We start from the raw sequence: 19,342 nt of genomic DNA on the forward strand, positions 1-19,342 counted from the left end.
AAAACGCAAGACCAGCCTCAACCGATTAATGCAACAGTCCCCTATAGGCCCCAAAACCGCGCCTGCTCACCATGTCATCGGCGGTAAGATCACGCATCAGCCTGCCGGGTTTCGGCGTTCAGCACGGTTTGCAAAGTGGCAAAAGCCGCACCCGCGCCGCCCGGGCTGTCCGAGGCCAGAAACGCATCCAGCGCGGGCCACAGCCTGACGGCCGCATCGGTCACCAGATCATGGCCTTCGGTATACAAACCGGCCTGCAACATCAGTTCGGTCTTGTCATAGGCGCCCAGATAACGCCGGACCATGGAGATCAGCCGGTTCTCTTCCGCGCTGGCCACCCCGGGCAGAGAACGGGAGACGGAACGCAGCAGATCAACCGCAGGATACCGCCCGCGTTCGGCGATCTTGCGATCCAGCACCACATGACCGTCCAGCACCCCGCGCATGATATCGGCAACCGGTTCCTCCATATCCGACCCGGCCACCAGAACCGACAGGATTGCGGTGATGTCGCCCTGTGCCCCGGCCCCCGGCCCGGCCCGTTCACACAGCGACATGATCTGCTGCGCCATCGAGGGGGGGAAGCCGCGCAGGCTGGCCTGTTCCCCCGTGGCGGTGGCGACCTCGCGCTGGGCCTCGGCAAACCTTGTGATGCTGTCGGCCAGCATCAGAACATGGGCCCCCCGATCCCGGAAATACTCGGCCACGGTCATCATCGTATGGGCGGCCCGGGCGCGGGTCAGGGCCGAACGGTCCGAGGTGGCGGCGATAACGACCGATCGGGCCAACCCCTCGGGGCCAAGCGTATCTTCCAGAAAATCGCGCACTTCCCGGCCCCGTTCTCCGATCAGCCCGATCACCACGATATCGGCCCCGACGCCGCGCGCCAGTTGTGACAAAAGCCGCGATTTTCCGACGCCGGAGCCCGCGAACAACCCGATCCGCTGGCCCTGTGCAATCGGCAGCACCGTATCGAATACCGCCAATCCGGTATCCAGCCGCTGGCCCAGACCGCGCCGTGCGGTGGGCGGCGGCGGTGCTGCATGAAGCGGGCGGGGCGCAGACCCGGGGAAAAGCGGGCGCCCGTCAATCGGCGCCCCATCCGGGTCCAGAACCCGGCCGATCCAATGGGCCCCGGGCGCAATCACGCGCGGACCCAGATGACCCACCCGCGCACCCAGTCGCAGACCCGCCATGCGGCCCTCGGCCATCACCAGACAGCCTGCGGCCTCGACCCGCACAATCTCCCCTTTCAGCCCGCCCTCAAGCGCCACGACATCGCCAAGGGCCGCGACCCGGTTCAGCCCGCTGACCCGCAATGCGCTGGCCGAAATTTCAACCACCTGGCCCACGGAATAGCAGGGCTGCACCTGCTGAATGCGGGCAACCAGCGGGGCAAAGACATCCTGGGTCATCGGTTTCCTCACGCATCATGGGCGGCACTTACCGTTTCTAAAGGAATCACAGTTAAGCCTTGGTGTAAGCCTTCGAGGGAGAAACCCCGATGTTCGACAATCTTGAGATCTTTGGCCTGGCCCAGGCCCGCGCCCGCCATGCCGCCGCACGGCAGACGGTGGTCGCCACCAATGTGGCCAATGCCGATACGCCCGGCTATCGCGCGCAGGATATCGCCGCGTTCGAGGATGTGTTCCACACCGGTACAGGCGCTGCCGCCAGACCGGTGCAAGACGCGGATTTTACCACATATGACGCCAGCGGGCCCGCATCGCCCAATGGCAACACCGTCTCGCTTGAGACGGAAATGCTCCGCTCGGTCGAGGCGCAGCGCGCCCATAGCCGCGCGCTGAGCATCTATCAATCCGCCTTGCGCGTCCTGCGCACATCCATTGGCCATTAAGGGGGGCTACGGCACCGATGAGTGATTTCAGCACAGCCCTGTCCGTCGCCGCCAGCGGCATGCGCAGCCAGACCAACCGGTTGCAGCATCTCTCGGAAAATATCGCCAATGCGGACACGCCCGGCTATCGCCGCAAACTGACCCTTTTCGAGGTTGATCGCCAGGCCGACACCCCCGGTGTCGTAACCACGGGACCGGTGCGGCTGGATCGTTCTGCCCTGCCGCAAATCCATGACCCCAGCCATCCGATGGCCGATGATGACGGATATTACGAAGGGTCAAATGTCGATCTGGTGATCGAACTGGCCGACGCGCGGGAGGCGCAGCGCAGTTATGAGGCCAATCTGAAAATCTTCGATCAGATCCGGCAGATGTCGCGGTCCCTGAACGACCTGTTGCGACGCTGAGTGTAAGGAGAGATTGAGATGGATTTACGCAGTTCTCTTGCGGCGCAGGGCTATGGTCTGGCCCAGAATGCAGCCCGGCCCGCGCCGGGCCGTGCAGCGCAGGAAACCGATGCCGGAGAGACGTTTTCAGAAGCGATCCGCAATTTCACCGACACGGTCCAAACCGGCGAACAGACGGCCCTTGCGGCGCTGACCACCGGCGCCGACCCGCATTCTCTGGTAACCGCGCTGGCGCAGACGGAACTGGCCGTGCAGACCGCCGTAACCGTGCGCGACAAGGTGGTTGAGGCCTATCAGGAAATTCTGAGGATGCCGATCTGATGGAAGAGGCCATTTTCTATGACACCCTGCGTCAGGGCCTTTGGGTTGCGGTGGTGATCTCGACCCCGATCCTGTTTGTCGCGCTGATGGCGGGCGTGTTGGTGGGCCTGTTTCAGGCCCTGACCTCGATACAGGAAATGACCCTGACATTCGTGCCGAAACTGGCGGTGATTGTCGCGGTTTTCTGGGTCTCGATGGGGTTCATGGCCGAAAGTCTCAGCACCTATTTCACGGATCGTCTGATCCCGCTGATTGAGGCGATGTGATGAGCAATGCGATCTATGCCACGCTGACCCGGCAATCGGGCCTTCTGCGCGAAATGCAGAGTGTGGCCAATAATATCGCCAACAGCGCCACCACCGGGTTTCGCGGTGAAGGGGTGATTTTTGCGGAACATGTGGTCTCTTTGGGTCATGACCGGGAAAGCCTGTCCATGGCCTCGGCCATCGGGCGGCATATCCGGCAGGATCAGGGGGCGCTGACGCAAACCGGCGGCAGCCTGGATTTTGCCATTGAAGGCGAAGGATTTTTCCTGATCGAAACCCCGGAGGGAGAGGCCCTGACCCGCGCCGGGCATTTCATGCCAAATGCGCAAGGGGAACTGGTGAATGCCGATGGCCAGAACCTGCTGGATGCAGGCGGCGCGCCGGTCTTCATTCCACCGGACGCGCGCAACATCACCCTGGCCGGGGATGGCACGTTAAGCGCCGATGGCCGCCCCCTGACGGTGATCGGGCTATGGCAACCGGTCGACCCGACCGATCTGCGATATCAGACAGGTGTGCAGTTTGTGTCCGAAACCGGCGTCGAACCGGCCCCCCCTGCCCCCTGCTGCAAGGCTTTCTTGAGCAAAGCAATGTCAACCCGGTGGCGCAGATCACCCGCATGATCGAGGTTCAGCGCGCTTATGAGCTGGGCCAGAGTTTTCTCGACAAGGAAGATGAGCGGATCCGCTCTTTCCTGCGCACGGTTGGTGCGCGGTCATCATGAAAAAGGAGCCGCCGAAATGAGAGCCCTGAATATCGCCGCAACCGGCATGAGCGCACAACAGATGCGGGTGGAGGTGATCTCCAACAATCTCGCGAATATGAACACCACCGGGTACAATGCCCGCCGTGCCGCCTTTGCCGATCTGCATTACCAGCAGATGACGCGCGCCGGCAGCATCAATGCCGCTGATGGCACGGTGGTGCCTGCGGGCGTTCAGCTTGGCCTTGGCGCGCGGCCGACGGCGGTGTCGGTCAATGTGGCCCAGGGCAGCCTGTCGCAAACCGGCGGTGATCTGGATGTTGCGATCGAAGGGCAGGGATATCTTGAGGTGACACTGCCCTCGGGCCTGCCCGCCTATACCCGCGACGGCGGGCTGAACCGCACCGGTGACGGGCTGATCGTCACCGCGGATGGCTATACCGTTGCCCCGGGCATCACCATTCCCGACGACGCGCGCAGCCTTTCGATCAATGGCGATGGAGAGGTCTATGCCTATTTCACCGACCGGGTCGAACCGGAACTTCTGGGCCAGTTCACGCTGGCAGGGTTTGCAAATCAACGCGGGCTTGAGGCGATGGGGTCAAACCTGTTTGTCGAGACCGCCGCTTCCGGCGCGGCCCTTGTCGGGCAGCCGGGGGAGGATGGCCTTGGCACCCTGCGGCAAGGCTATCTGGAGGACAGCTCTGTCGATGCGGTGCGTGAGATCACCGACCTGATCGAGGCGCAGCGCGGGTATGAGCTGAACGCCAAGGTGATCACTGCCGCTGACCAGATGCTCAGCGCCACAACGCAGATCCGGTAAGATGATCCGCTTTCTCCTGATCCTATTTCTGCTTGGCCTGACCGGGCAGGCCTTTTCCCAGACACTGGTGGCCACGGGCACGATCCGCAGCCAGGCGGTGATTGGCCCGGCTGATGTGCGGCTGGCCGATGGCCATGTGCCCGGTGCGCTCAGCGACCCGGAAACGGCCATCGGCATGGAGGCACGGGTCAATCTCTACCCCGGCCGCCCGATCCGGCCCTCTGATCTGCGGGCGCCCGCGGTTGTGGATCGCAACGAGATCATCACCCTGCAATACACTGAAAACGGCCTGCGCATCGTGACAGAAGGCCGCGCGCTGGATCGCGCGGGCATCGGGGATCGGCTGCGGGTCATCAACATGGCCTCGCGCAACACGGTTACCGGTACGGTTCTGTCCGACGGTCTGGTCGGGGTCGGGATGCTGCAATGAAGATACGGTATTTCATCGGCTTTCTTGGCCTGTATGTTCTGATCATGGGTGCCGGGTGCAGCCGTCTGGAAAATGTCGGGCGCGCCCCGGCATTAAGCTCCCCCATGGGCGGGAACGAGATACTGGCGATGACATCGGCCCCTTTCCCGGCCGATGCGCCGGATACGGATTTGCGGCGTGAGGCCTCATTATGGAATGCCGGTCGGCAATCCCTGCTGGGGGACCGGCGTGCAGGCACACGCGGGGATATTGTGACCGTGGTGATCGAGATTGATGAAAGCGCCGAGATTTCCAACAGCACCAACCGCTCGCGCAGCGGGTCTGAACAATTGTCCCTGCCATCGCTTTTCGGCATCCCGCAGCGGATTGATGACCGTTTGCCTGACGGGGCCAGCATGGCCGACGCGGTCAGCACCACCTCCTCCAGCGAATCTGGCGGCGATGGTTCTGTCCGGCGCAATGAAGCCCTGACCCTGCGGGTCGCGGCCACGGTCACGGATGTGTTGCAGAACGGGGTTCTGCGGATCGAGGGCAGCCAGGAGGTTCGGGTGAATTTCGAGATACGGGAACTGCTGATCTCGGGCTTTGTGCGGCCCGAGGATATCTCACGCCGGAACGAGATCACCTATGACAAGATCGCCGCAGCGCGGATTTCCTATGGCGGGCGCGGGCAGATCACCGATGTGCAGCAACCGCGTTATGGCCAGCAAATCGCCGATATCGTTCTGCCGTTCTGAGGTGTTGTGATGATCCGTATCCTGATCCCTGTTGTCCTGCTTCTGTTGGGCCTGGGCGGCGGTCTGGCCGCCGGTGTCATAAGCATGAGAGGCGGTGGAGATCATCATGGCGAAGACCCGGCCGCCCATGGAGAGATGGCCGGGGATGACCACGGCGCGGGTGATGCGCATGGTACAGATGACCATGCCGCCAATGATCATGGCGGGGGTCATGATGATGGCCATATGCACAGCAATGACCCGGAATATGTGCGCCTGAACAACCAGTTCGTGGTGCCGATCGTGCGCCATGGAAATGTCCGCTCGATGGTGGTTCTGTCCCTGACCCTGGAGGTCGCGCCGGGCCGGAACGAGGCTGTGTTTCAGCGGGAACCAAGACTGCGGGATGCGTTTCTTCGTGTCATGTTCGCCCATGCAAATGCCGGCGGGTTCGATGGCAGTTTCACCGAAGCCGCCGCAATGATGCCGCTGCGTGAAGCGTTGCGTGAGGCGGCGATTGACGTTCTGGGTGAGATTGCCATGGATGTGTTGATTGTCGATATCGTGCGTCAGGATGCCTGAGTAACCAGGCTTTCCAGGGCTTGGCGGCGGCCCTCTGCCTGTCGGGCATATGCCTGCTTTTCCAACCGTTTGGCCTGTGCGATTGCCAAGTGTTGAAGCAGATCTGCCCGGCGGTCGTTCCGGGCCCTCTGCCATTTCGCAACAATCGCCTCCTCTGCCAGATCGGGCGCCACCGACACTGCCTGTGCCGTCATCTGTGACAGAGTGTCCAACCTTACCTCAAGCGCGGCGCAGTCCCGGGTTGCGCGGGCCAGATCCTGACAGGCCCGGTCGGCCAGAACCGTCGCGATCTGCAACAGCCCGGCCAGTTTTGGATCAGGCTTTGCAGTCATCGTGCCATCGTTTTTGCCTTGGCCCGGATGGCATCGGCAAAGCGGATGGCGGCGGCCACCGCCCGGAAATGATCAGGGGCAATCGGCGCCCCGATATCAATCACCGCATGCAGCGCCCGCGCTGTGGGCGGATCGTGGAAAACGGGCACGCCGTTTTCGGCGGCAATCTCGCGGATGCGCCCGGCAATCTCGTCCACGCCCTTGGCCACGCAGATCGGCACGGTGCCCCGGCCACGATCCCATTTCAGGGCAACGGCGTAATGGGTGGGGTTGACCACCACCACATCTGCGCCGGGCACATCGCGCAGCATCTGGTTCATGGCCAGATCATACCCGCGCTGCCGCCGCTGCTGTTTCAGATGCGGGTCGCCTTCGCTTTGTCTGGTCTCATCCATAACCTCCTGTCGGCTCATCCGGTTCTTGCGCTGATGTTCGGCATATTGCCAAAGGTAATCGACTGCCCCGACCAGAAGGGCGATCAGGAACACAAAAGCCAGAAACGCCATGACCAGTTGGCACAGCGCAAGCATGATCTGCCCGTCAGAGGCGTAGATCGCGCTGAGAATCTGATCGGACCGGGCCCATAGGAACGCCGCCAGAAGGACGGAATATATCACCAGTTTGGCGCTGGATTTCGCGAATTCGAACAGGCCACCCGCCCCCAATTTGTTCTTTGCATTGGACAGCGGAGATATCCGCGACAGTTTTGGCGCCAGTTTCGAGGGCGTGAACACAATCGCCTGTTGGGCAAAAAGCGATATGAGCAACAGGGCGGCGGGGGCGCGATCAGGGTCAGAAACCCGATCATGACGATGCGGATCATTCCTGCGCTTAAACTCTGCCCGCCGGGAGACAGGATAAGTGTGGCCAGACTGTCGGCCTGCGCGAAAACACCCTGCGCCAGATCACCCAGATCTGTCCCCACGGCCTGACCGAACAAAGCTGCGCCAAGCAGCATGCCGCCATATATCACCGCCGTGTTGAGATCGGTGGAGCGGACAATCTCTCCCTTCCGGCGTGCCTCTTCCAGCTTTTTGGGTGTTGGGTCAAAAGGCTTGTCACCGCTGGCCTGATCCTCGCTCATCACGGCATCCCGAACGGGTTGGCAAGCCGTGCCTCGAACAGGGAAAACCACAGGGGCAGGATAAACGGTGTGGTCACCAGCAGTAAAAGCAGCCCGCCAAAAGTGATTGCCGGGGCACCGACAAAGGCGACCATCAGTTGCGGCATCGCCTTGTTGATCACGCCTAGCGCGACATTGTAGAGAAGCGAGGCAATCAGGAATGGCGCGGCCAGCGAAAAGGCCAGGGAAAACGTTGCCGCCACCTGCCCCACGATCCAGGCGCCGGTATCGCCGTGGAACGGGAATATGCCCGCAGGCAGAATATCATAGGAGTGCAGGAAGGTCCGGGCCAGATGCACATGCAGGCCGGACATGACCACCAGGGCCAGCCCGGACAGCATCAGCAAACTGCCCATCGCCGGTTGCGCATCGGGCAATGCCCCCCCCATGATTTGTGACAGGGATGTGGCCTGAGCGGCCATCACGCCCGCGATCTGCAACCCGTGAATGACAAGCCGCAATGATACGCCGATCATCAGGCCGATCGTGGCTTCGGTCAGGAAGAACCGGGTGGGTGGCAGGCCATCTGCGGGCAGAGGCAGCAGATCGGGGCCAAGGGCCGGCACAAGGATCGCGGTGAAGGCAATCGCGGCCCCAAGACGCACGCGCAGGGGGATGAAAGCCTCGCCAAATCCCGGCAGCGCCAGAAACGCCGCCCCGATCCGCAGAAAGACGGCCGCGGCCAGCCCAAGCCAGGCCTGCACTGATGGAAACAGCTCGGCCAGCAGCACGATCATGGGGCGGCCAGCCCGACCAGGGCGGGTTTCCCTTCAAGCCCGATCTCTTCAAAGGACAGGACAGGGTTGGTGATGCCCCGCGCAGTCAGGACCGTGCGCACAAAGCGCCGCCGGATCGCCGAGGTGACAATCGCCGCATACGTGCCGTTTTCGCTGGCCTGCGAGACCTTGTCGCCGATGCTTTTGGCCAGTTTGTTGAAGTCCTCCGGCGGCAGGGCGATATCCGGCAGGCCGGTATCGCCGGGCATCTGATGTTGTTGAAACACATCCTCCCACTGGCCTGCCAGCTGGATCAGCGGCAGGCTGCCATCGGCGCGGCGCAGATCGGCGATCAACTGGGCGCCAAGCCGCTGGCGTACATGTTCGCAAATCAGGTCCGGCTGCGGGGCCGAGGGGCGAATCTCGGCAATCGCTTCCAGGATCAGCGGCAGATTGCGGATCGAAACCTGCTCCGACAGGAGCAAGCGCAACACCGCATGCAGCAGATCAAGGGGTACTTTTTCAGGCACCAGTTCTTCCAGCAAACGGCGGTTTTCCTCTGACCGCGCCGGGTCGCTGAGCGTTACAAACGCATCCAGCTGCCGTTGCAGGGCCTTGAAGGTCAACAGCCGCGACAGGTTGCGTTTCAGGGTTTCCAGCAGATGGGTGGCCAGCACTTCCGACGGGGCCACCGCCGTCAGCCCCAGCAGTGCGGCCTGTTCCCTGTCGGCGGCCGAAATCCAGCGCGCGGGCGCGCCATAGACCGGTTCCTCCACATCCTTTCCGGGCGGCAGGGTGCCATCGCTGTCACCCTTCAGAATAAGAACCCCGTTGGTATCCAGATGGTCGCGGGCATGTTCCACCCCGTGAATGCGCACCGTATAGGTGCCGGGCGGCAGATCGGCCCGGTCGGTCAGGCGCATTTCCGGCAGGATCAGGCCAAAACCGCGCGCCACATGATCGCGCATATTGCGGATGCGCGCATCAAGCCCGGTGGCCGGGTCCAGGGCAAGGCTGACCAGATCGGGGGCAAATTCCACATGGATATCATCCAGGTCAAGCACGTCGCCGATTGTCTCGCCCTGTGCGGTTTCATCGGTCTCTATGGCCGGGATATGTGCCGCTTCTTTTTCCTGCTTCAGGGCGCTGAATTTCAGCCGCGCGGCGGTGCCCAGGGCGATGGCGCCGATGACAAAGGGCACAAATGGCAAGCCCGGCACCAGGGCAAAGACCCCCATCAGAATGGCCACCGTGGCCAGCGCAGAAGGGTAGCGCCCCAATTGTCCGATCAGGGCGGCATCCGTGGCCCCGGTTGCGCCCCCCGGGCCAGCAACAGGGCCGAGGCGATCGCGATAATCACCGCCGGGATCTGCGAGACCAGCCCGTCGCCCACCGTCAGGATCGAATAGGTTTCAAAGGCCTGACCAAGCGGCATGCCATGGATCACCGTGCCGATGATCAACCCCATCACCAGGTTCAGAAGGGTGATCAGCAGCCCTGCAATCGCATCGCCCTTGACGAATTTCGAAGCCCCGTCGAGAGAGCCGAAAAACGTCGTTTCGGCCTGTTCACGTTCGCGGCGGTCCTTCGCCTCTGTATGGTCGATGGCCCCGGCTGACATATCTGCATCAATCGCCAGTTGTTTGCCGGGCATCCCGTCCAGCGCAAACCGCGCGCCCACCTCGGCCATGCGCGCCGCGCCTTTGTTGATGACGATGAAATTCACGATCAGCAGAACGCCGAAAATCACCAGCCCCATGATCACGCTGCCGCCCATGACAAACATGGCAAAGCCTTCGATCACCCCGCCCGCCGCCGAGGTGCCCGTATGCCCCGCGCCGATGATCAGCTTGGTGGAGGAGACATTCAGCGACAGTCGCAGCATCAAAGAGGCCAGAAGCACCGTCGGGAAGGAGGAAAAATCAAGTGGCCGCTCGACAAACAGCGTGACGGTGAAAATCAGGATTGCAAGCCCGAATGAGGCGGCCAGCCCCACATCCAGAACCCAGGACGGGACCGGCAGGATCATCATCAGGATGACCGCCATCAGGGCCAGCGCGAACAGGATCGTCGGCTGGAATATCGTGTGGAGCCTGCCCATCACATATGCCGGAACAGGGCCCGGGCGCCGCCAGTCAGGCGCGGAACCAGTGAGCCATGATGGGCGCTTGCGGCGGCGCCGGATTGCAGCAGGGGAAAACGGTTTGGCCGATCTGCAGGGCGGGGGTCCGCCACAGGCGCTGTGTCGATTGTGGCAGGTGTATCCAGCGCCGCAAGCTGTTGGTGATATCTGGCGAGGTAATTTGTGGCATGTTCAGGCCTGCGGGAATGATAGGCCCCGGCGGCGGCATCCCAACTGCCAAGCTCCCCCTGCAGCCGGGTCAGAAACGCGGCCGCATAGCGCGCATTTGTATCCGGGTCGAACATCGCGTCAAGCGAGGCGAAGGCGGCCCCGTGCCAGTGATAATTGATCTGGAAGCACCCGATATCAAACCGGGTGGCGCCACCCGCCTGATGCCGGGTGGCATAGGCCAGTGCCTCGGCCCGGCTCTGAAACCACAGGCCATGGCCCTCCATATTCACGGTCCAGGGCCAGGGTTGGGTCTGCCCGTTCCGGCGGCGCCCGGTCTCGGTACGGGTGATCGCCAACAGGACCTCAAGGGGCACGCCGCTGGACCGGCTGGCCTGATCAGCGGCGCGGTCGCAGATATGATGCGGATCGGCCCGCGCTTCCGATGCAAAACAGGGCTGTGGCAGGGCAAGCAGGCCGCAAAGCAGTATCTGCTTTATCCAGATATGAAGGCCATGGCAGTGGCGCCGCAAAGCGGTGTCAGGCATGTGTGGTCTCGCAGTTCTTGCAAGGCATCGGATCGGGTCAGGTTAAGCGCCAGTGTTTACCAATCCGTTAGGGCGAAATCGTTTTATTCTGCACAACCGCTCATCGAAATTCGCGTTCGAGATCAGCGGTTTGCTGATCGAGAGGCAGAGAATTTTGATTCAGATTAAACGATTTCTGCCTTAGTCCGGCGCGGAAAGGGCGGGGGCGGTGTTGAGGATCAACGCGACCAGAGCGCGGGTTTCACCGCTGTCGGAAACCGCCTGACGTATCGTCTGCAGATCAACGGTCCCCGGGGTGGAGAAGGATTGTCGGGCAAGGTTACGGCCAGTGTCGCAAATTCGGCATGGGGGCCGGCGGGCATTGCTGACAGCGCAGGCCAATCCCCGTGGCGCCATGCCAGTGCCAGCGCATGATCTGCCGGGGTGGCCATTGCATCCTCTGGCGGTGCGTCCATCGGCAGGCCGGGCGGGGCCAGGCGAAAGGCCAGATCGGGCAGGCCCTCGGTCAGAAACCGTTCGGCGATGTTGCTGCGCAAGGCTTGAGTTCCGCGGGTTTGTTGCCACTGATCGGCCCGCGCGGTTGTCAGAAGCACCAGACCGGTCAGATCCTGTTGCCCGGCCTGGTGCGCAAAAAGCTCTGTGATCATGGCCTGGGTGATATCGGGGTCTGTCGTCATCGCGGCAAGGTCCAGCGCCCGGTCCAGATTGCCCGTTGCCGCATGGGCAAGCAGGATTTCGGACCAGAGCGAGTTGAGCGCCGGGCCCGCCCCGGTTTCGCGCAGCAGGGCATCGGCGGCGGTCAGTCGCTCGGCTGAGACCCGGGCGCCTTCCTGCCGGTGCAGGGCCAGATAGCGGCGCATCGCTTCGGGGGCATTGCCGGTATCGCTGCGCATCACCTGTTCCAACCCGGTTTCCATCGCTGCGGTCGTGGCGTTGTGATCCATTTCCATGTCGACAAGGAATTGCGCGGTGTCGGTCAACCGGTTGCCCCGGGCCAGGGCATCGCGCACATCCTGCGCGGCAGCCATGCGGTTTTCATCGAGGAAGCGGCGCACCAGCCCTGGCCCCATCAGGTCGCGCAACCCGTGCGGGTGCCGGGCAAAGGCGCGCAGGATAATCCGGGTTTCCTCATCGCTGAGTGGCCTGTCACCGGGTGCATCCAGATAACGCCAGAGGATTTCAGTGCCATTGCATCCGATTGTGGTGTCGATGGCGCTGAAAACCGGGTGACCGGTATCGGTCAGAAAACCGGCCATCGCCAGCAATGCCGGTGGCGCATCGGCAAGCTGGTTGAGCCAGAACAGGGCCTCGGCCCCGAAACCGTAATAGATATAGTATTTTGCGAGGGCGAGGGCGGCGGCGGGCACCACCCGGTCACGGTCATCATAAAGCCGGGCGCGGAGCCAGCCGATTTCCTGCTCGAAACCGGCCCCGCTTGCCCATGTGCTGATATCAAGATCGGTTCCGGGTGGGCAGGACAGCGGGGTCTGTACCGGCACTGGCCCCTCGCGTCCGTGATGCAGCGCATCAAAGGCGGTTTCCGCCCTGAGGCCCGGGCCCGGGTCGTGCATGCGCGCCATCGGTATGTGACCTGATTGGGCATGATCCGATATGTCCGGGTCTGTGGTGGCGGGTGTGTCCACCGGCGCGGGCTGTGCCTGTTGTGCGGGGCGCGGATCAGCCGCCGATAAGGGTTGCAGCGGGGCTGCCTCAAGCAGGCCCGCAGCTGAGGCGCGGGCCAGTTGTTCGGTCAGAAGCGCCGCGGCTTCGTCAAGCCGGGGGTCGGGTGCCAGGGCGGGGGGCGGGATGACCGGCCGGTCTTCGGGCAGGTCAAAGACGATCTGCGGTATTGTAAACGGATTGGGCAGGGGGGGCAGCTGGCCATGCATTGATGTTGTGCGCGGGCCATCGGGCCCCGTTTCGGGGCCGGCTGGCGCAGGGTCGGTGATGTCGATCACCAGATAGTCGTCACGGAACCGGTAAAGGCTCAACCCGCAGTTGCAGCCCAGGGTCAGGGTCAGCCCGGTATCGGTGGCAATCTCGGTCAGGCGCGCCCGGTCGATCCTGTCGAAAACACCTGAAACATCAAGCGGCGGTAAATCGGGGGAAAAGGAAAGCTGGCCAATATTCTCTCTCCTCTCAAGCTGCCAGGTCCTTTCAGCGCCGATGGGCAGGACAAGACGGGTAAACCCCTCATGGTCGCCTGACTGAACCGCCGCAACCTGCCCCCAGGCAAGACCGGCCCAGAGGAGCAAAGCGCCCAGAACCGCGCCGACGCGGGTCATTCTGCGGCCTGTTTCAGGGATTTAAGAGAGCTTTCCAGATCGCCAAAACTTGGGCGGACATGGCCGGGCGCGTTCTGTCGCCCGACTTCGATGCAGATATTCGTTGCGTGGTTGAACAGATTGGCAACCAGCACTTCGCGGATCAGGGCATAGAAATTCTGATCTTCCTCGACAACCGATTTCAGACGTGTCGCAAAGGGCCCGACAATGCCATAGGCCAGAAACACCCCCAGAAACGTCCCAACCAGCGCCCCGCCGATCATCTTGCCCAGAATTTCCGGGGGCTGGTCGATCGAGCTCATGGTTTTGATCACCCCCAGAACGGCGGCCACAATACCAAGCGCGGGCAGCCCGTCTGCCACGGTCTGCAACGCGTGGGTGGAATGCATGGCGTGATGCATCTGCGCTTCCAGACGCTTTTCCAGAACTTCCTCCACCTGATGCGGATCGTCATAGTTCATCGAGGCAGAACGCAGGGTGTCGCAGATCATCTCAACCGCGTCATAATCGGCCAGGATGCGCGGATACCGCCCGAAAATCGCTGAGGATTCGGGCATTTCGATATGCTCTTCCTGGGCGACTGCGTTCTGGCGGCCAAGGTGGATCAGCTCAAACAGCAGGCACAGAAGGTCGTGATAATCACCGGGCTGCCAATGGGGGCCCTTGAACACTTTCTTGATGTCTTTCAGCGTGTGTTTCGCACCCGACGTATGGTTGGACAGCACAAAAGCCCCGATCGCAGCCCCGGCGATCATGGTGAATTCATAGGGCAGCGACTTGATGATGATGCCCAGCTTGCCGCCAGCGGCCATATAGCCGCCAAACACGGTCAAAAACACGATAAGAATGCCAATCAGGCTGATCATGCGCGGGGCCTCATCTTCGATATGCGGGCGATAGATGTCACAGAGGGATTAATTTTCGGTCTCCACCATCTCGGGCAGGCGGGGCGCTGCCGCATTCCGCGTCGCGACCAGAACCGATATGGCATAGGCGGTTTCCGGGGGCATTTCGGCCAGAAGTGCCGCGCCCGCATCGGGGCGCATGCGGGCCAGAAACCCGGCGGCAAAGCTGGGCTCCATCTGTTCAAACAGCGGCGCGGCGGTGTCAGGGCTCATGGTTTCATAGACCTGGGTCAGACGACCCAGATCGGTTTCCGCGGCACTGTCAGACAGGGCTATAAGCGCTTCAAGCCGGTCTTCCAGCGCGGCAAGCCCGGCCATCCGGTCTTCGACCACGCTCTGCGCGGCGGCAAGCGCCTGCTCGCGCCCGTCCAGTGCGGCTTCACGGGTATCCAGAATTTCTGCGCGGCCCTGAACCAGGGTCAGGGCGTCGCGCAGAGGTTCGGTTGTCGGGCAGATCAGGCCGGCTTCATCAGGGGCCATATCATGGGTTTCATGTCCCGAGGCCCGGGCCATGTTCATCGTGCCCAATCGCAAAATGCCTGATAATGCGAAACCTGCGAAAAGCAGCAACAAAATCCCCCGCTGGCGCCAGCGGGGTGTGCGGGGCGGGCATGTCCTGCTCATCGAGATGCCCCTGCCGGGGTTGAGCGGTGATGACGAAACAGCGGCGGTGTGACCCCGGCTTCGGCTTGGGTCTGTGATCTGCGCCGTTCAAAAACCGGGATGTCGGGGGTGGCTCCGTCTTCACCAACAGGCGTTTGCCCTGCTGTTTCCTGCGGTTCCGGCGACAGGTCAGGCTGTGCCGCCACAGGCGGGGTGGATGTGGGCACATCATGGCAGGCGGCGATCATAACCTCCAGATCACCGGCAATTTCGCGGGCTTGCCGGGTCAGTTCCTCAAGCCGCGCGATGGCCGATGCGGACCCGGATTTCGCAGCCTCCAGCGACGCGTTCATGTCATCGACCTGGGCGGATAAAACGGCAATCGCGCCGCCCAGACCCTTGTCGATGCTGCTGAGCCGCGTCAGCCGCCGCGACAGGATCAGACAATAGGCTGCCGCGCCCAAGGCTGCGGCCACCATCAGCAGATCGGCCAGAAAGGTCAAAACCATATCCATCAATTCACCACAAATTGCGTTATCAGAAGGTCACGCACCCGCCCGGCCCCGGTCACCACCTGAATCCGGCGAAGCATCTGCGCGCGCATGCGGATCAGGCTGGTCGGTTCGCTCAACTCCTCCAGCGCGACAACACGAAGATAACTGTTGAGAACATCCAGAACCCGGGGCGACAGGGTTGTCACCTCGGCCGCGTAATCCGGGTCAACCTCAAGCTCGGCAGTGACGATCAGATGCTGGCCCGATGCCTCGGACCCCAGCGACACGATCAGCGTTTCCAGCGGCACGAAGGCCACCGGAACATATTCAGTCGGGCGCGACGGCGGCTCATGCCCCATATCATCCTCGGCATGGGTGAAACTTGCGGCCAAAGGCCCCGGGTGATGGCCCAGTAAGCGCCCGCGCCTGCCGCCAGGGCGAGAGCCAGCCCGATCAGCATCGGCATCAAAAGGCCGGGTTTTTTCGGCACCTCGTCAAGCTCCGGGTCGGCTGCAGCGGCCATTCTGGTCAATCTCCTGCTGGTTTGGTCTGTGTTTGTTCTATCCCCTCAGCACTAACCGAATGTTAATCGCAGGCGGTCTATCACCGGTATCGAAACGGGCCAGAACGGCGCAAGGATGAGGTGACAGGTGCAGCAGCTCAGTCTCTATTGGATGACGCTGGAAACACGCCATAAGGCGCTGTTGCTGGGCGGGCTGGCGGCGCTGGCCACAGTGCTGATTATCCTGTCGCGTCTGGCGATGGCGCCCAGTTACAGCCTGCTGTATTCCGGGCTGGAACCCACCGCCGCGGGCGAGGTTGTGGCCGCGTTGGAGGCGCGCGGAGTTGCCTATGCGATTCGCGGCTCTGGGATCTATGTTGATGAACGCCGTCGCGACGAATTGCGCATGAACCTTGCCGGAGAAGGCCTGCCCGCCAATGGGGCCATGGGTTATGAACTGCTTGATTCCCTGTCAGGTTTCGGCACCACATCGCAGATGTTCGATGCCGCCTATTGGCGCGCGAAAGAAGGGGAACTGGCCCGGACAATTCTGGCCAGCCCGCGCATTCGCGCCGCCCGCGTGCATCTGGCCAGCCCGATAAACGACCCGTTTCAGACCCCGGCAGAGATGACAGGCTCGGTCACCATCCGCCCGGCCGCAGGCGGGATCGGTGCAGACCATGCAAGAGCGTTGCGGTATCTGGTGGCCTCTTCCGTGCCGGGGCTTACACCGGACAAGGTGACCGTGATCGACGCCGATAGCGGGCAGCTTCTGGGCGCCGATGATCTGGATATGCCCGGCGCTGACAGCGCTGGCCGGGCAGAGGATTTACGCCAAAATATCGAACGTTTACTGGCGGCACGGGTCGGCCGCGACAATGCGGTGGTCGAGGTCAGCGTCGATCTGGACACGACCCATGAAACCATAGTCGAACGGCGGATTGACCCTGAAAGCCGGATCATCATCGCCACCGATACCGAGGAAAGCTCCAACAGGTCCAGCGACGGGGCATCCGGCGCGGTTACGGTTGCCTCGAACCTGCCCGATGGGGATGGCGCGACAGATGGTCAAAGCTCCAGCGCCCAGACCAGCGAAAGCCGGGAACGGGTGACCTTCGATGTCTCTGAAACCCATCGTGAGGTGGAAAGGGAACCGGGCAATATCCGCCGGATCAGCGTGGCGGTTCTGGTCAATGGTGTCAGGGAGATCAATGCCGACGGGCTGGAAGTGATGACCCCGCGCGGTGCCGGGGAACTCGCGGCACTGGAACAGTTGGTGCAATCGGCCATCGGTTTCGATGCCGAGCGGGGGGATCAGGTGACAATCCGCTCCATGGTGTTCGACGACCCGCCCGGGGATGCGTTGCGTGATCAGGATGGTCCGGGGCTGTTCGCGCGCCTTGATATCATGCGACTGATCCAGATCGGGTTGCTTTCCATGGTTTCCCTGGCCATCGCCTTCGGGGTGATCCGCCCGGTTCTGGCGCGCGCGCCGATTGCAGTGACGGATCAGACACAGGCCTTCGCTTTGGGCAGCACGGCCTCTCAGGCCGCGTTGCCACCCGCCGCGCCCGCCGGGGCCGCGGCAAGTGGTGACCTGCCCCAAGCCGATATCGCAGGGGGTGACGGGTCCGGCCATCCGGGCAATCCCGCGCCGGGCGATATCCAGCAGGGGGCAGACCCTGCCGCCCTGCCCGGTTTGCCCTCGGCCCCGTCCGCAGCTGCGCCGGACCCGGTCGACCGGCTGAGACGTCTGATCGAAGAACGGGAGGATGAAACGGTCGAGATTCTGCGCGGATGGATGGAAGAAGATGAGGAACCCGCATGACGCCCCAGACCCTGACATTGGAAGAGTTCGGCACATCCCTGCCATCCGAGACATCCGCCCGCCCGCAGGCACAAGGCGACACCGAGGCGATCAGGGTCGAGGCTTTCGAGACCGGATATCGCGACGGCTGGGAAGATTGTGTTGCGGCCGAGCAGCAAAGCAAGGCCCGGATCGGCGCAGATCTTGGCCAGACCCTCGCGAATCTGAGCTTTACCTATCTGGAAGCCCGAACCGATGTGCTGACCGGGTTGCAGGTGCTTTTGGACGGGATTGTGGATCGCCTGTTGCCTGCCATCGCGGCGGCATCTGTCGGCCCGATGGTGCGCGCCGAACTGACAGCGATTCTTGACCGGGTGCCCGATGGTAAATGCGACCTGATCGCGGCACCCGCCGCCTGCCCGGGGCTGGAAACCCTGCTGTCCGACGAGATCGCGATTGACGTATCTGTGGTGCCGGAACCGGCCTATTCCGAGGGGCATGTGACCCTGCGTTTCGGGGCCGAGCTGCGCGAGATCGACCTTGATACAGCGACAGAGCAGATTGCCGGGGCGATCCGGGACTTTGCCTCTGACGCCGAACAGACAACCCGAATTCCAGATCAAAGGCAGGCCTCATGACCGATCAATCCCCCAATCTTGCCAAAGGAATGCTGCGCGGGGTTCCGATTGAAATGCGGGTCTGTGTCGGCCGGGCCCGACCGACGATCTCGGAACTTCTGTCGATGGAACGTGATGCTGTTCTGCCGCTGGACCGCCGGATTGAGGATGAGGTGGAGGTGCGGGTTGGTGACCGGCTGGTTGCCATGGGCGAGTTGGTGGAACTTGACGGGGATCGCAGCGGACAACTGGCCGTGCGCCTGACAAATCTCATGGATCCGGGCGATGCGGCATAGCTTTTTTGCGTGCGTCTGTCTGGGTCTGCTGGTCACATTGCTTGCGGCGCAGACCTGTCAGGCGCAGGGCATTTCGGTTGATCTTGGCGATGATGGCGCGCTGACCGGGCGGGCGCTGCAGATGATTGCGCTGATCACGGTGTTGAGCCTGGCACCGGGTCTGGCGATTATGATCACCTGTTTCCCGTTTGTGGTGACAGTCCTGTCAATCCTGCGCCAGGCCATCGGGTTGCAGCAATCGCCACCCAATATGCTGATCGTCAGTCTGGCCCTGTTTCTGACCTATTTCGTCATGGCCCCGGTGTTTCAGGAGGCTTATATACAGGGCATCGCCCCGCTGATCGAAGGCTCGATCCCGCCGGAACTGGCGATCCCGCTGGCCTATGATCCGTTTCGGATCTTCATGGAGGCGCGTGTCGATCCCGAAACCCTGCAAGCCATGATGGCGCTGCGTGAAGGCGCCGCAGATGCGGCACCGGATCCGTCTGTTCTGATCCCCTCCTTCATGCTCAGCGAGGTGGAGCGCGCCTTTCAGATCGGGTTTCTGATCTTTCTGCCATTTCTGATCATTGATCTGGTTGTGGCCGCAATTCTGATGTCGATGGGGATGATGATGGTCCCGCCCGCCATTGTCTCGCTGCCCTTCAAACTGGCGTTCTTCGTGGTTGCAGATGGTTGGACCCTGATCACAGGCGCCCTTGTGCGCAGCTATTTCTGA

General features: G+C 62.4%; 23 protein-coding genes and 2 pseudogenes. 13 read left to right on the forward strand and 12 right to left on the reverse strand.

From position 1 onward, the window contains the following. Positions 1–89: 89 nt before the first annotated feature. Positions 90–1,415, reverse strand: coding sequence for a FliI/YscN family ATPase (locus E2K80_RS16910; RefSeq protein ID WP_135376065.1), 1,326 nt, complete (start codon positions 1,413–1,415; stop codon positions 90–92). Between the two features lie 89 nt (positions 1,416–1,504). On the opposite strand from E2K80_RS16910, the gene E2K80_RS16915 reads away from it, so the two are divergent. The 9 genes and pseudogenes from E2K80_RS16915 to E2K80_RS16955 all read left to right on the forward strand — a co-directional run bounded on the left by E2K80_RS16915 (position 1,505) and on the right by E2K80_RS16955 (position 6,106). Beyond that, on the forward strand, positions 1,505–1,858 hold the full coding sequence (locus E2K80_RS16915; protein WP_135376066.1) for a FlgB family protein: 354 nt from the start codon (positions 1,505–1,507) through the stop codon (positions 1,856–1,858). Positions 1,859–1,875: 17 nt separating this feature from the next. Continuing rightward, the gene (gene flgC, locus E2K80_RS16920; protein ID WP_135376067.1) at positions 1,876–2,265 is read left to right on the forward strand and encodes a flagellar basal body rod protein FlgC; all 390 of its coding nucleotides are present in this window, start codon (positions 1,876–1,878) and stop codon (positions 2,263–2,265) included. 18 nt (positions 2,266–2,283) lie between these two features. Further along, on the forward strand, positions 2,284–2,586 hold the full coding sequence (fliE, locus tag E2K80_RS16925; protein ID WP_135376068.1) for a flagellar hook-basal body complex protein FliE: 303 nt from the start codon (positions 2,284–2,286) through the stop codon (positions 2,584–2,586). Further along, positions 2,586–2,852 (forward strand): flagellar biosynthetic protein FliQ, encoded by a 267-nt coding sequence (locus E2K80_RS16930; protein ID WP_210405403.1) that lies wholly within the window; start codon positions 2,586–2,588, stop codon positions 2,850–2,852. Before fliE ends, E2K80_RS16930 begins: the two co-directional genes overlap by 1 nt. Continuing rightward, a pseudogene (locus E2K80_RS16935) lies at positions 2,852–3,576 on the forward strand (flagellar hook-basal body complex protein). Before E2K80_RS16930 ends, E2K80_RS16935 begins: the two are co-directional and overlap by 1 nt. Before the next feature lie 16 nt (positions 3,577–3,592). After that, complete coding sequence (gene flgG, locus E2K80_RS16940) at positions 3,593–4,378, forward strand: flagellar basal-body rod protein FlgG (protein ID WP_135376070.1); 786 nt, start codon at positions 3,593–3,595, stop codon at positions 4,376–4,378. A 1-nt stretch (position 4,379) separates the two neighbouring features. Continuing rightward, entirely contained in the window at positions 4,380–4,808 is a 429-nt protein-coding gene (gene flgA, locus E2K80_RS16945; protein ID WP_135376071.1) for a flagellar basal body P-ring formation chaperone FlgA, read from the forward strand. Further along, positions 4,805–5,545: a flagellar basal body L-ring protein FlgH gene (gene flgH, locus E2K80_RS16950; protein ID WP_135376072.1), complete on the forward strand. Its 741-nt coding sequence runs from the start codon at positions 4,805–4,807 to the stop codon at positions 5,543–5,545. Before flgA ends, flgH begins: the two co-directional genes overlap by 4 nt. Positions 5,546–5,554: 9 nt before the next feature. After that, positions 5,555–6,106, forward strand: coding sequence for a flagellar basal body-associated FliL family protein (locus E2K80_RS16955; RefSeq protein WP_135376073.1), 552 nt, complete (start codon positions 5,555–5,557; stop codon positions 6,104–6,106). On the opposite strand, the gene E2K80_RS16960 is transcribed toward E2K80_RS16955, so the two are convergent. The 11 genes and pseudogenes from E2K80_RS16960 to E2K80_RS17005 form a co-directional block, all read right to left on the reverse strand. Beyond that, entirely contained in the window at positions 6,094–6,438 is a 345-nt protein-coding gene (locus tag E2K80_RS16960) for a hypothetical protein (RefSeq protein ID WP_135376074.1), read from the reverse strand. The two genes, E2K80_RS16955 and E2K80_RS16960, sit on opposite strands and share 13 nt — an antisense overlap. Beyond that, entirely contained in the window at positions 6,435–7,154 is a 720-nt protein-coding gene (locus E2K80_RS16965) for an EscU/YscU/HrcU family type III secretion system export apparatus switch protein (RefSeq protein ID WP_338014606.1), read from the reverse strand. The genes E2K80_RS16960 and E2K80_RS16965 overlap by 4 nt, the downstream gene beginning before the upstream one ends. Then, positions 7,052–7,522 (reverse strand): EscU/YscU/HrcU family type III secretion system export apparatus switch protein, encoded by a 471-nt coding sequence (locus tag E2K80_RS19980; RefSeq protein WP_338014556.1) that lies wholly within the window; start codon positions 7,520–7,522, stop codon positions 7,052–7,054. The genes E2K80_RS16965 and E2K80_RS19980 overlap by 103 nt, the downstream gene beginning before the upstream one ends. Further along, entirely contained in the window at positions 7,522–8,298 is a 777-nt protein-coding gene (locus E2K80_RS16970; RefSeq protein WP_135376075.1) for a flagellar biosynthetic protein FliR, read from the reverse strand. Before E2K80_RS16970 ends, E2K80_RS19980 begins: the two co-directional genes overlap by 1 nt. Further along, a pseudogene (flhA, locus tag E2K80_RS16975) lies at positions 8,295–10,378 on the reverse strand (flagellar biosynthesis protein FlhA). The gene E2K80_RS16970 and the pseudogene flhA overlap by 4 nt, the downstream one beginning before the upstream one ends. Continuing rightward, complete coding sequence (locus tag E2K80_RS16980; RefSeq protein WP_135376076.1) at positions 10,378–11,115, reverse strand: transglycosylase SLT domain-containing protein; 738 nt, start codon at positions 11,113–11,115, stop codon at positions 10,378–10,380. The pseudogene flhA and the gene E2K80_RS16980 overlap by 1 nt, the downstream one beginning before the upstream one ends. Before the next feature lie 218 nt (positions 11,116–11,333). Further along, positions 11,334–13,400, reverse strand: a complete 2,067-nt coding sequence (locus E2K80_RS16985) for a hypothetical protein (RefSeq protein WP_135376077.1) — start codon at positions 13,398–13,400, stop codon at positions 11,334–11,336. Further along, positions 13,397–14,266 carry a flagellar motor stator protein MotA gene (gene motA, locus E2K80_RS16990; RefSeq protein WP_135376078.1) on the reverse strand — a complete coding sequence of 290 codons (870 nt, stop codon included), beginning with the start codon at positions 14,264–14,266 and terminating at the stop codon, positions 13,397–13,399. The genes E2K80_RS16985 and motA overlap by 4 nt, the downstream gene beginning before the upstream one ends. A gap of 48 nt (positions 14,267–14,314) precedes the next feature. Continuing rightward, positions 14,315–14,929: a MotE family protein gene (locus E2K80_RS16995; protein WP_135376079.1), complete on the reverse strand. Its 615-nt coding sequence runs from the start codon at positions 14,927–14,929 to the stop codon at positions 14,315–14,317. Further along, positions 14,926–15,423: a DUF6468 domain-containing protein gene (locus E2K80_RS17000; protein WP_135376080.1), complete on the reverse strand. Its 498-nt coding sequence runs from the start codon at positions 15,421–15,423 to the stop codon at positions 14,926–14,928. Before E2K80_RS17000 ends, E2K80_RS16995 begins: the two co-directional genes overlap by 4 nt. Beyond that, positions 15,423–15,794, reverse strand: coding sequence for a flagellar basal body-associated FliL family protein (locus E2K80_RS17005; RefSeq protein ID WP_238475574.1), 372 nt, complete (start codon positions 15,792–15,794; stop codon positions 15,423–15,425). Before E2K80_RS17005 ends, E2K80_RS17000 begins: the two co-directional genes overlap by 1 nt. A 258-nt stretch (positions 15,795–16,052) precedes the next feature. Between E2K80_RS17005 and fliF the strand changes: the two genes are divergently transcribed. The 4 genes from fliF to fliP are packed head-to-tail and all read left to right on the forward strand — an operon-like array spanning position 16,053 to position 19,342. Next, on the forward strand, positions 16,053–17,732 hold the full coding sequence (gene fliF / locus E2K80_RS17010) for a flagellar basal-body MS-ring/collar protein FliF (protein WP_135376081.1): 1,680 nt from the start codon (positions 16,053–16,055) through the stop codon (positions 17,730–17,732). Next, entirely contained in the window at positions 17,729–18,349 is a 621-nt protein-coding gene (locus tag E2K80_RS17015) for a hypothetical protein (RefSeq protein WP_135376082.1), read from the forward strand. Before fliF ends, E2K80_RS17015 begins: the two co-directional genes overlap by 4 nt. Then, positions 18,346–18,624, forward strand: a complete 279-nt coding sequence (locus tag E2K80_RS17020; RefSeq protein WP_135376083.1) for a FliM/FliN family flagellar motor switch protein — start codon at positions 18,346–18,348, stop codon at positions 18,622–18,624. The genes E2K80_RS17015 and E2K80_RS17020 overlap by 4 nt, the downstream gene beginning before the upstream one ends. After that, on the forward strand, positions 18,614–19,342 hold the full coding sequence (gene fliP / locus E2K80_RS17025) for a flagellar type III secretion system pore protein FliP (protein ID WP_135376084.1): 729 nt from the start codon (positions 18,614–18,616) through the stop codon (positions 19,340–19,342). Before E2K80_RS17020 ends, fliP begins: the two co-directional genes overlap by 11 nt.

The sequence above is a fragment of the Rhodophyticola sp. CCM32 genome (assembly GCF_004751985.1).
Classification (GTDB): Bacteria; Pseudomonadota; Alphaproteobacteria; order Rhodobacterales; family Rhodobacteraceae; genus Rhodophyticola.

Bases quoted from the DNA above. Each gene is read 5' to 3' on its own strand.
- fliE (WP_135376068.1), top strand. From the start codon at position 2,284: ATGGATTTACGCAGTTCTCTTGCGGCGCAGGGCTATGGTCTGGCCCAG.
- E2K80_RS16915 (WP_135376066.1), top strand. From the start codon at position 1,505: ATGTTCGACAATCTTGAGATCTTTGGCCTGGCCCAGGCCCGCGCCCGC.
- E2K80_RS16970 (WP_135376075.1), bottom strand. From the start codon at position 8,298: ATGATCGTGCTGCTGGCCGAGCTGTTTCCATCAGTGCAGGCCTGGCTT.
- flgG (WP_135376070.1), top strand. From the start codon at position 3,593: ATGAGAGCCCTGAATATCGCCGCAACCGGCATGAGCGCACAACAGATG.
- flgH (WP_135376072.1), top strand. From the start codon at position 4,805: ATGAAGATACGGTATTTCATCGGCTTTCTTGGCCTGTATGTTCTGATC.
- E2K80_RS16995 (WP_135376079.1), bottom strand. From the start codon at position 14,929: ATGAGCAGGACATGCCCGCCCCGCACACCCCGCTGGCGCCAGCGGGGG.
- E2K80_RS16955 (WP_135376073.1), top strand. From the start codon at position 5,555: ATGATCCGTATCCTGATCCCTGTTGTCCTGCTTCTGTTGGGCCTGGGC.
- E2K80_RS16985 (WP_135376077.1), bottom strand. From the start codon at position 13,400: ATGACCCGCGTCGGCGCGGTTCTGGGCGCTTTGCTCCTCTGGGCCGGT.
- E2K80_RS17000 (WP_135376080.1), bottom strand. From the start codon at position 15,423: ATGGATATGGTTTTGACCTTTCTGGCCGATCTGCTGATGGTGGCCGCA.
- E2K80_RS16980 (WP_135376076.1), bottom strand. From the start codon at position 11,115: ATGCCTGACACCGCTTTGCGGCGCCACTGCCATGGCCTTCATATCTGG.
- E2K80_RS17015 (WP_135376082.1), top strand. From the start codon at position 17,729: ATGACGCCCCAGACCCTGACATTGGAAGAGTTCGGCACATCCCTGCCA.
- E2K80_RS16910 (WP_135376065.1), bottom strand. From the start codon at position 1,415: ATGACCCAGGATGTCTTTGCCCCGCTGGTTGCCCGCATTCAGCAGGTG.
- fliP (WP_135376084.1), top strand. From the start codon at position 18,614: ATGCGGCATAGCTTTTTTGCGTGCGTCTGTCTGGGTCTGCTGGTCACA.
- E2K80_RS16960 (WP_135376074.1), bottom strand. From the start codon at position 6,438: ATGACTGCAAAGCCTGATCCAAAACTGGCCGGGCTGTTGCAGATCGCG.
- flgA (WP_135376071.1), top strand. From the start codon at position 4,380: ATGATCCGCTTTCTCCTGATCCTATTTCTGCTTGGCCTGACCGGGCAG.
- flgC (WP_135376067.1), top strand. From the start codon at position 1,876: ATGAGTGATTTCAGCACAGCCCTGTCCGTCGCCGCCAGCGGCATGCGC.
- E2K80_RS16930 (WP_210405403.1), top strand. From the start codon at position 2,586: ATGGAAGAGGCCATTTTCTATGACACCCTGCGTCAGGGCCTTTGGGTT.
- E2K80_RS17020 (WP_135376083.1), top strand. From the start codon at position 18,346: ATGACCGATCAATCCCCCAATCTTGCCAAAGGAATGCTGCGCGGGGTT.
- motA (WP_135376078.1), bottom strand. From the start codon at position 14,266: ATGATCAGCCTGATTGGCATTCTTATCGTGTTTTTGACCGTGTTTGGC.
- E2K80_RS19980 (WP_338014556.1), bottom strand. From the start codon at position 7,522: ATGAGCGAGGATCAGGCCAGCGGTGACAAGCCTTTTGACCCAACACCC.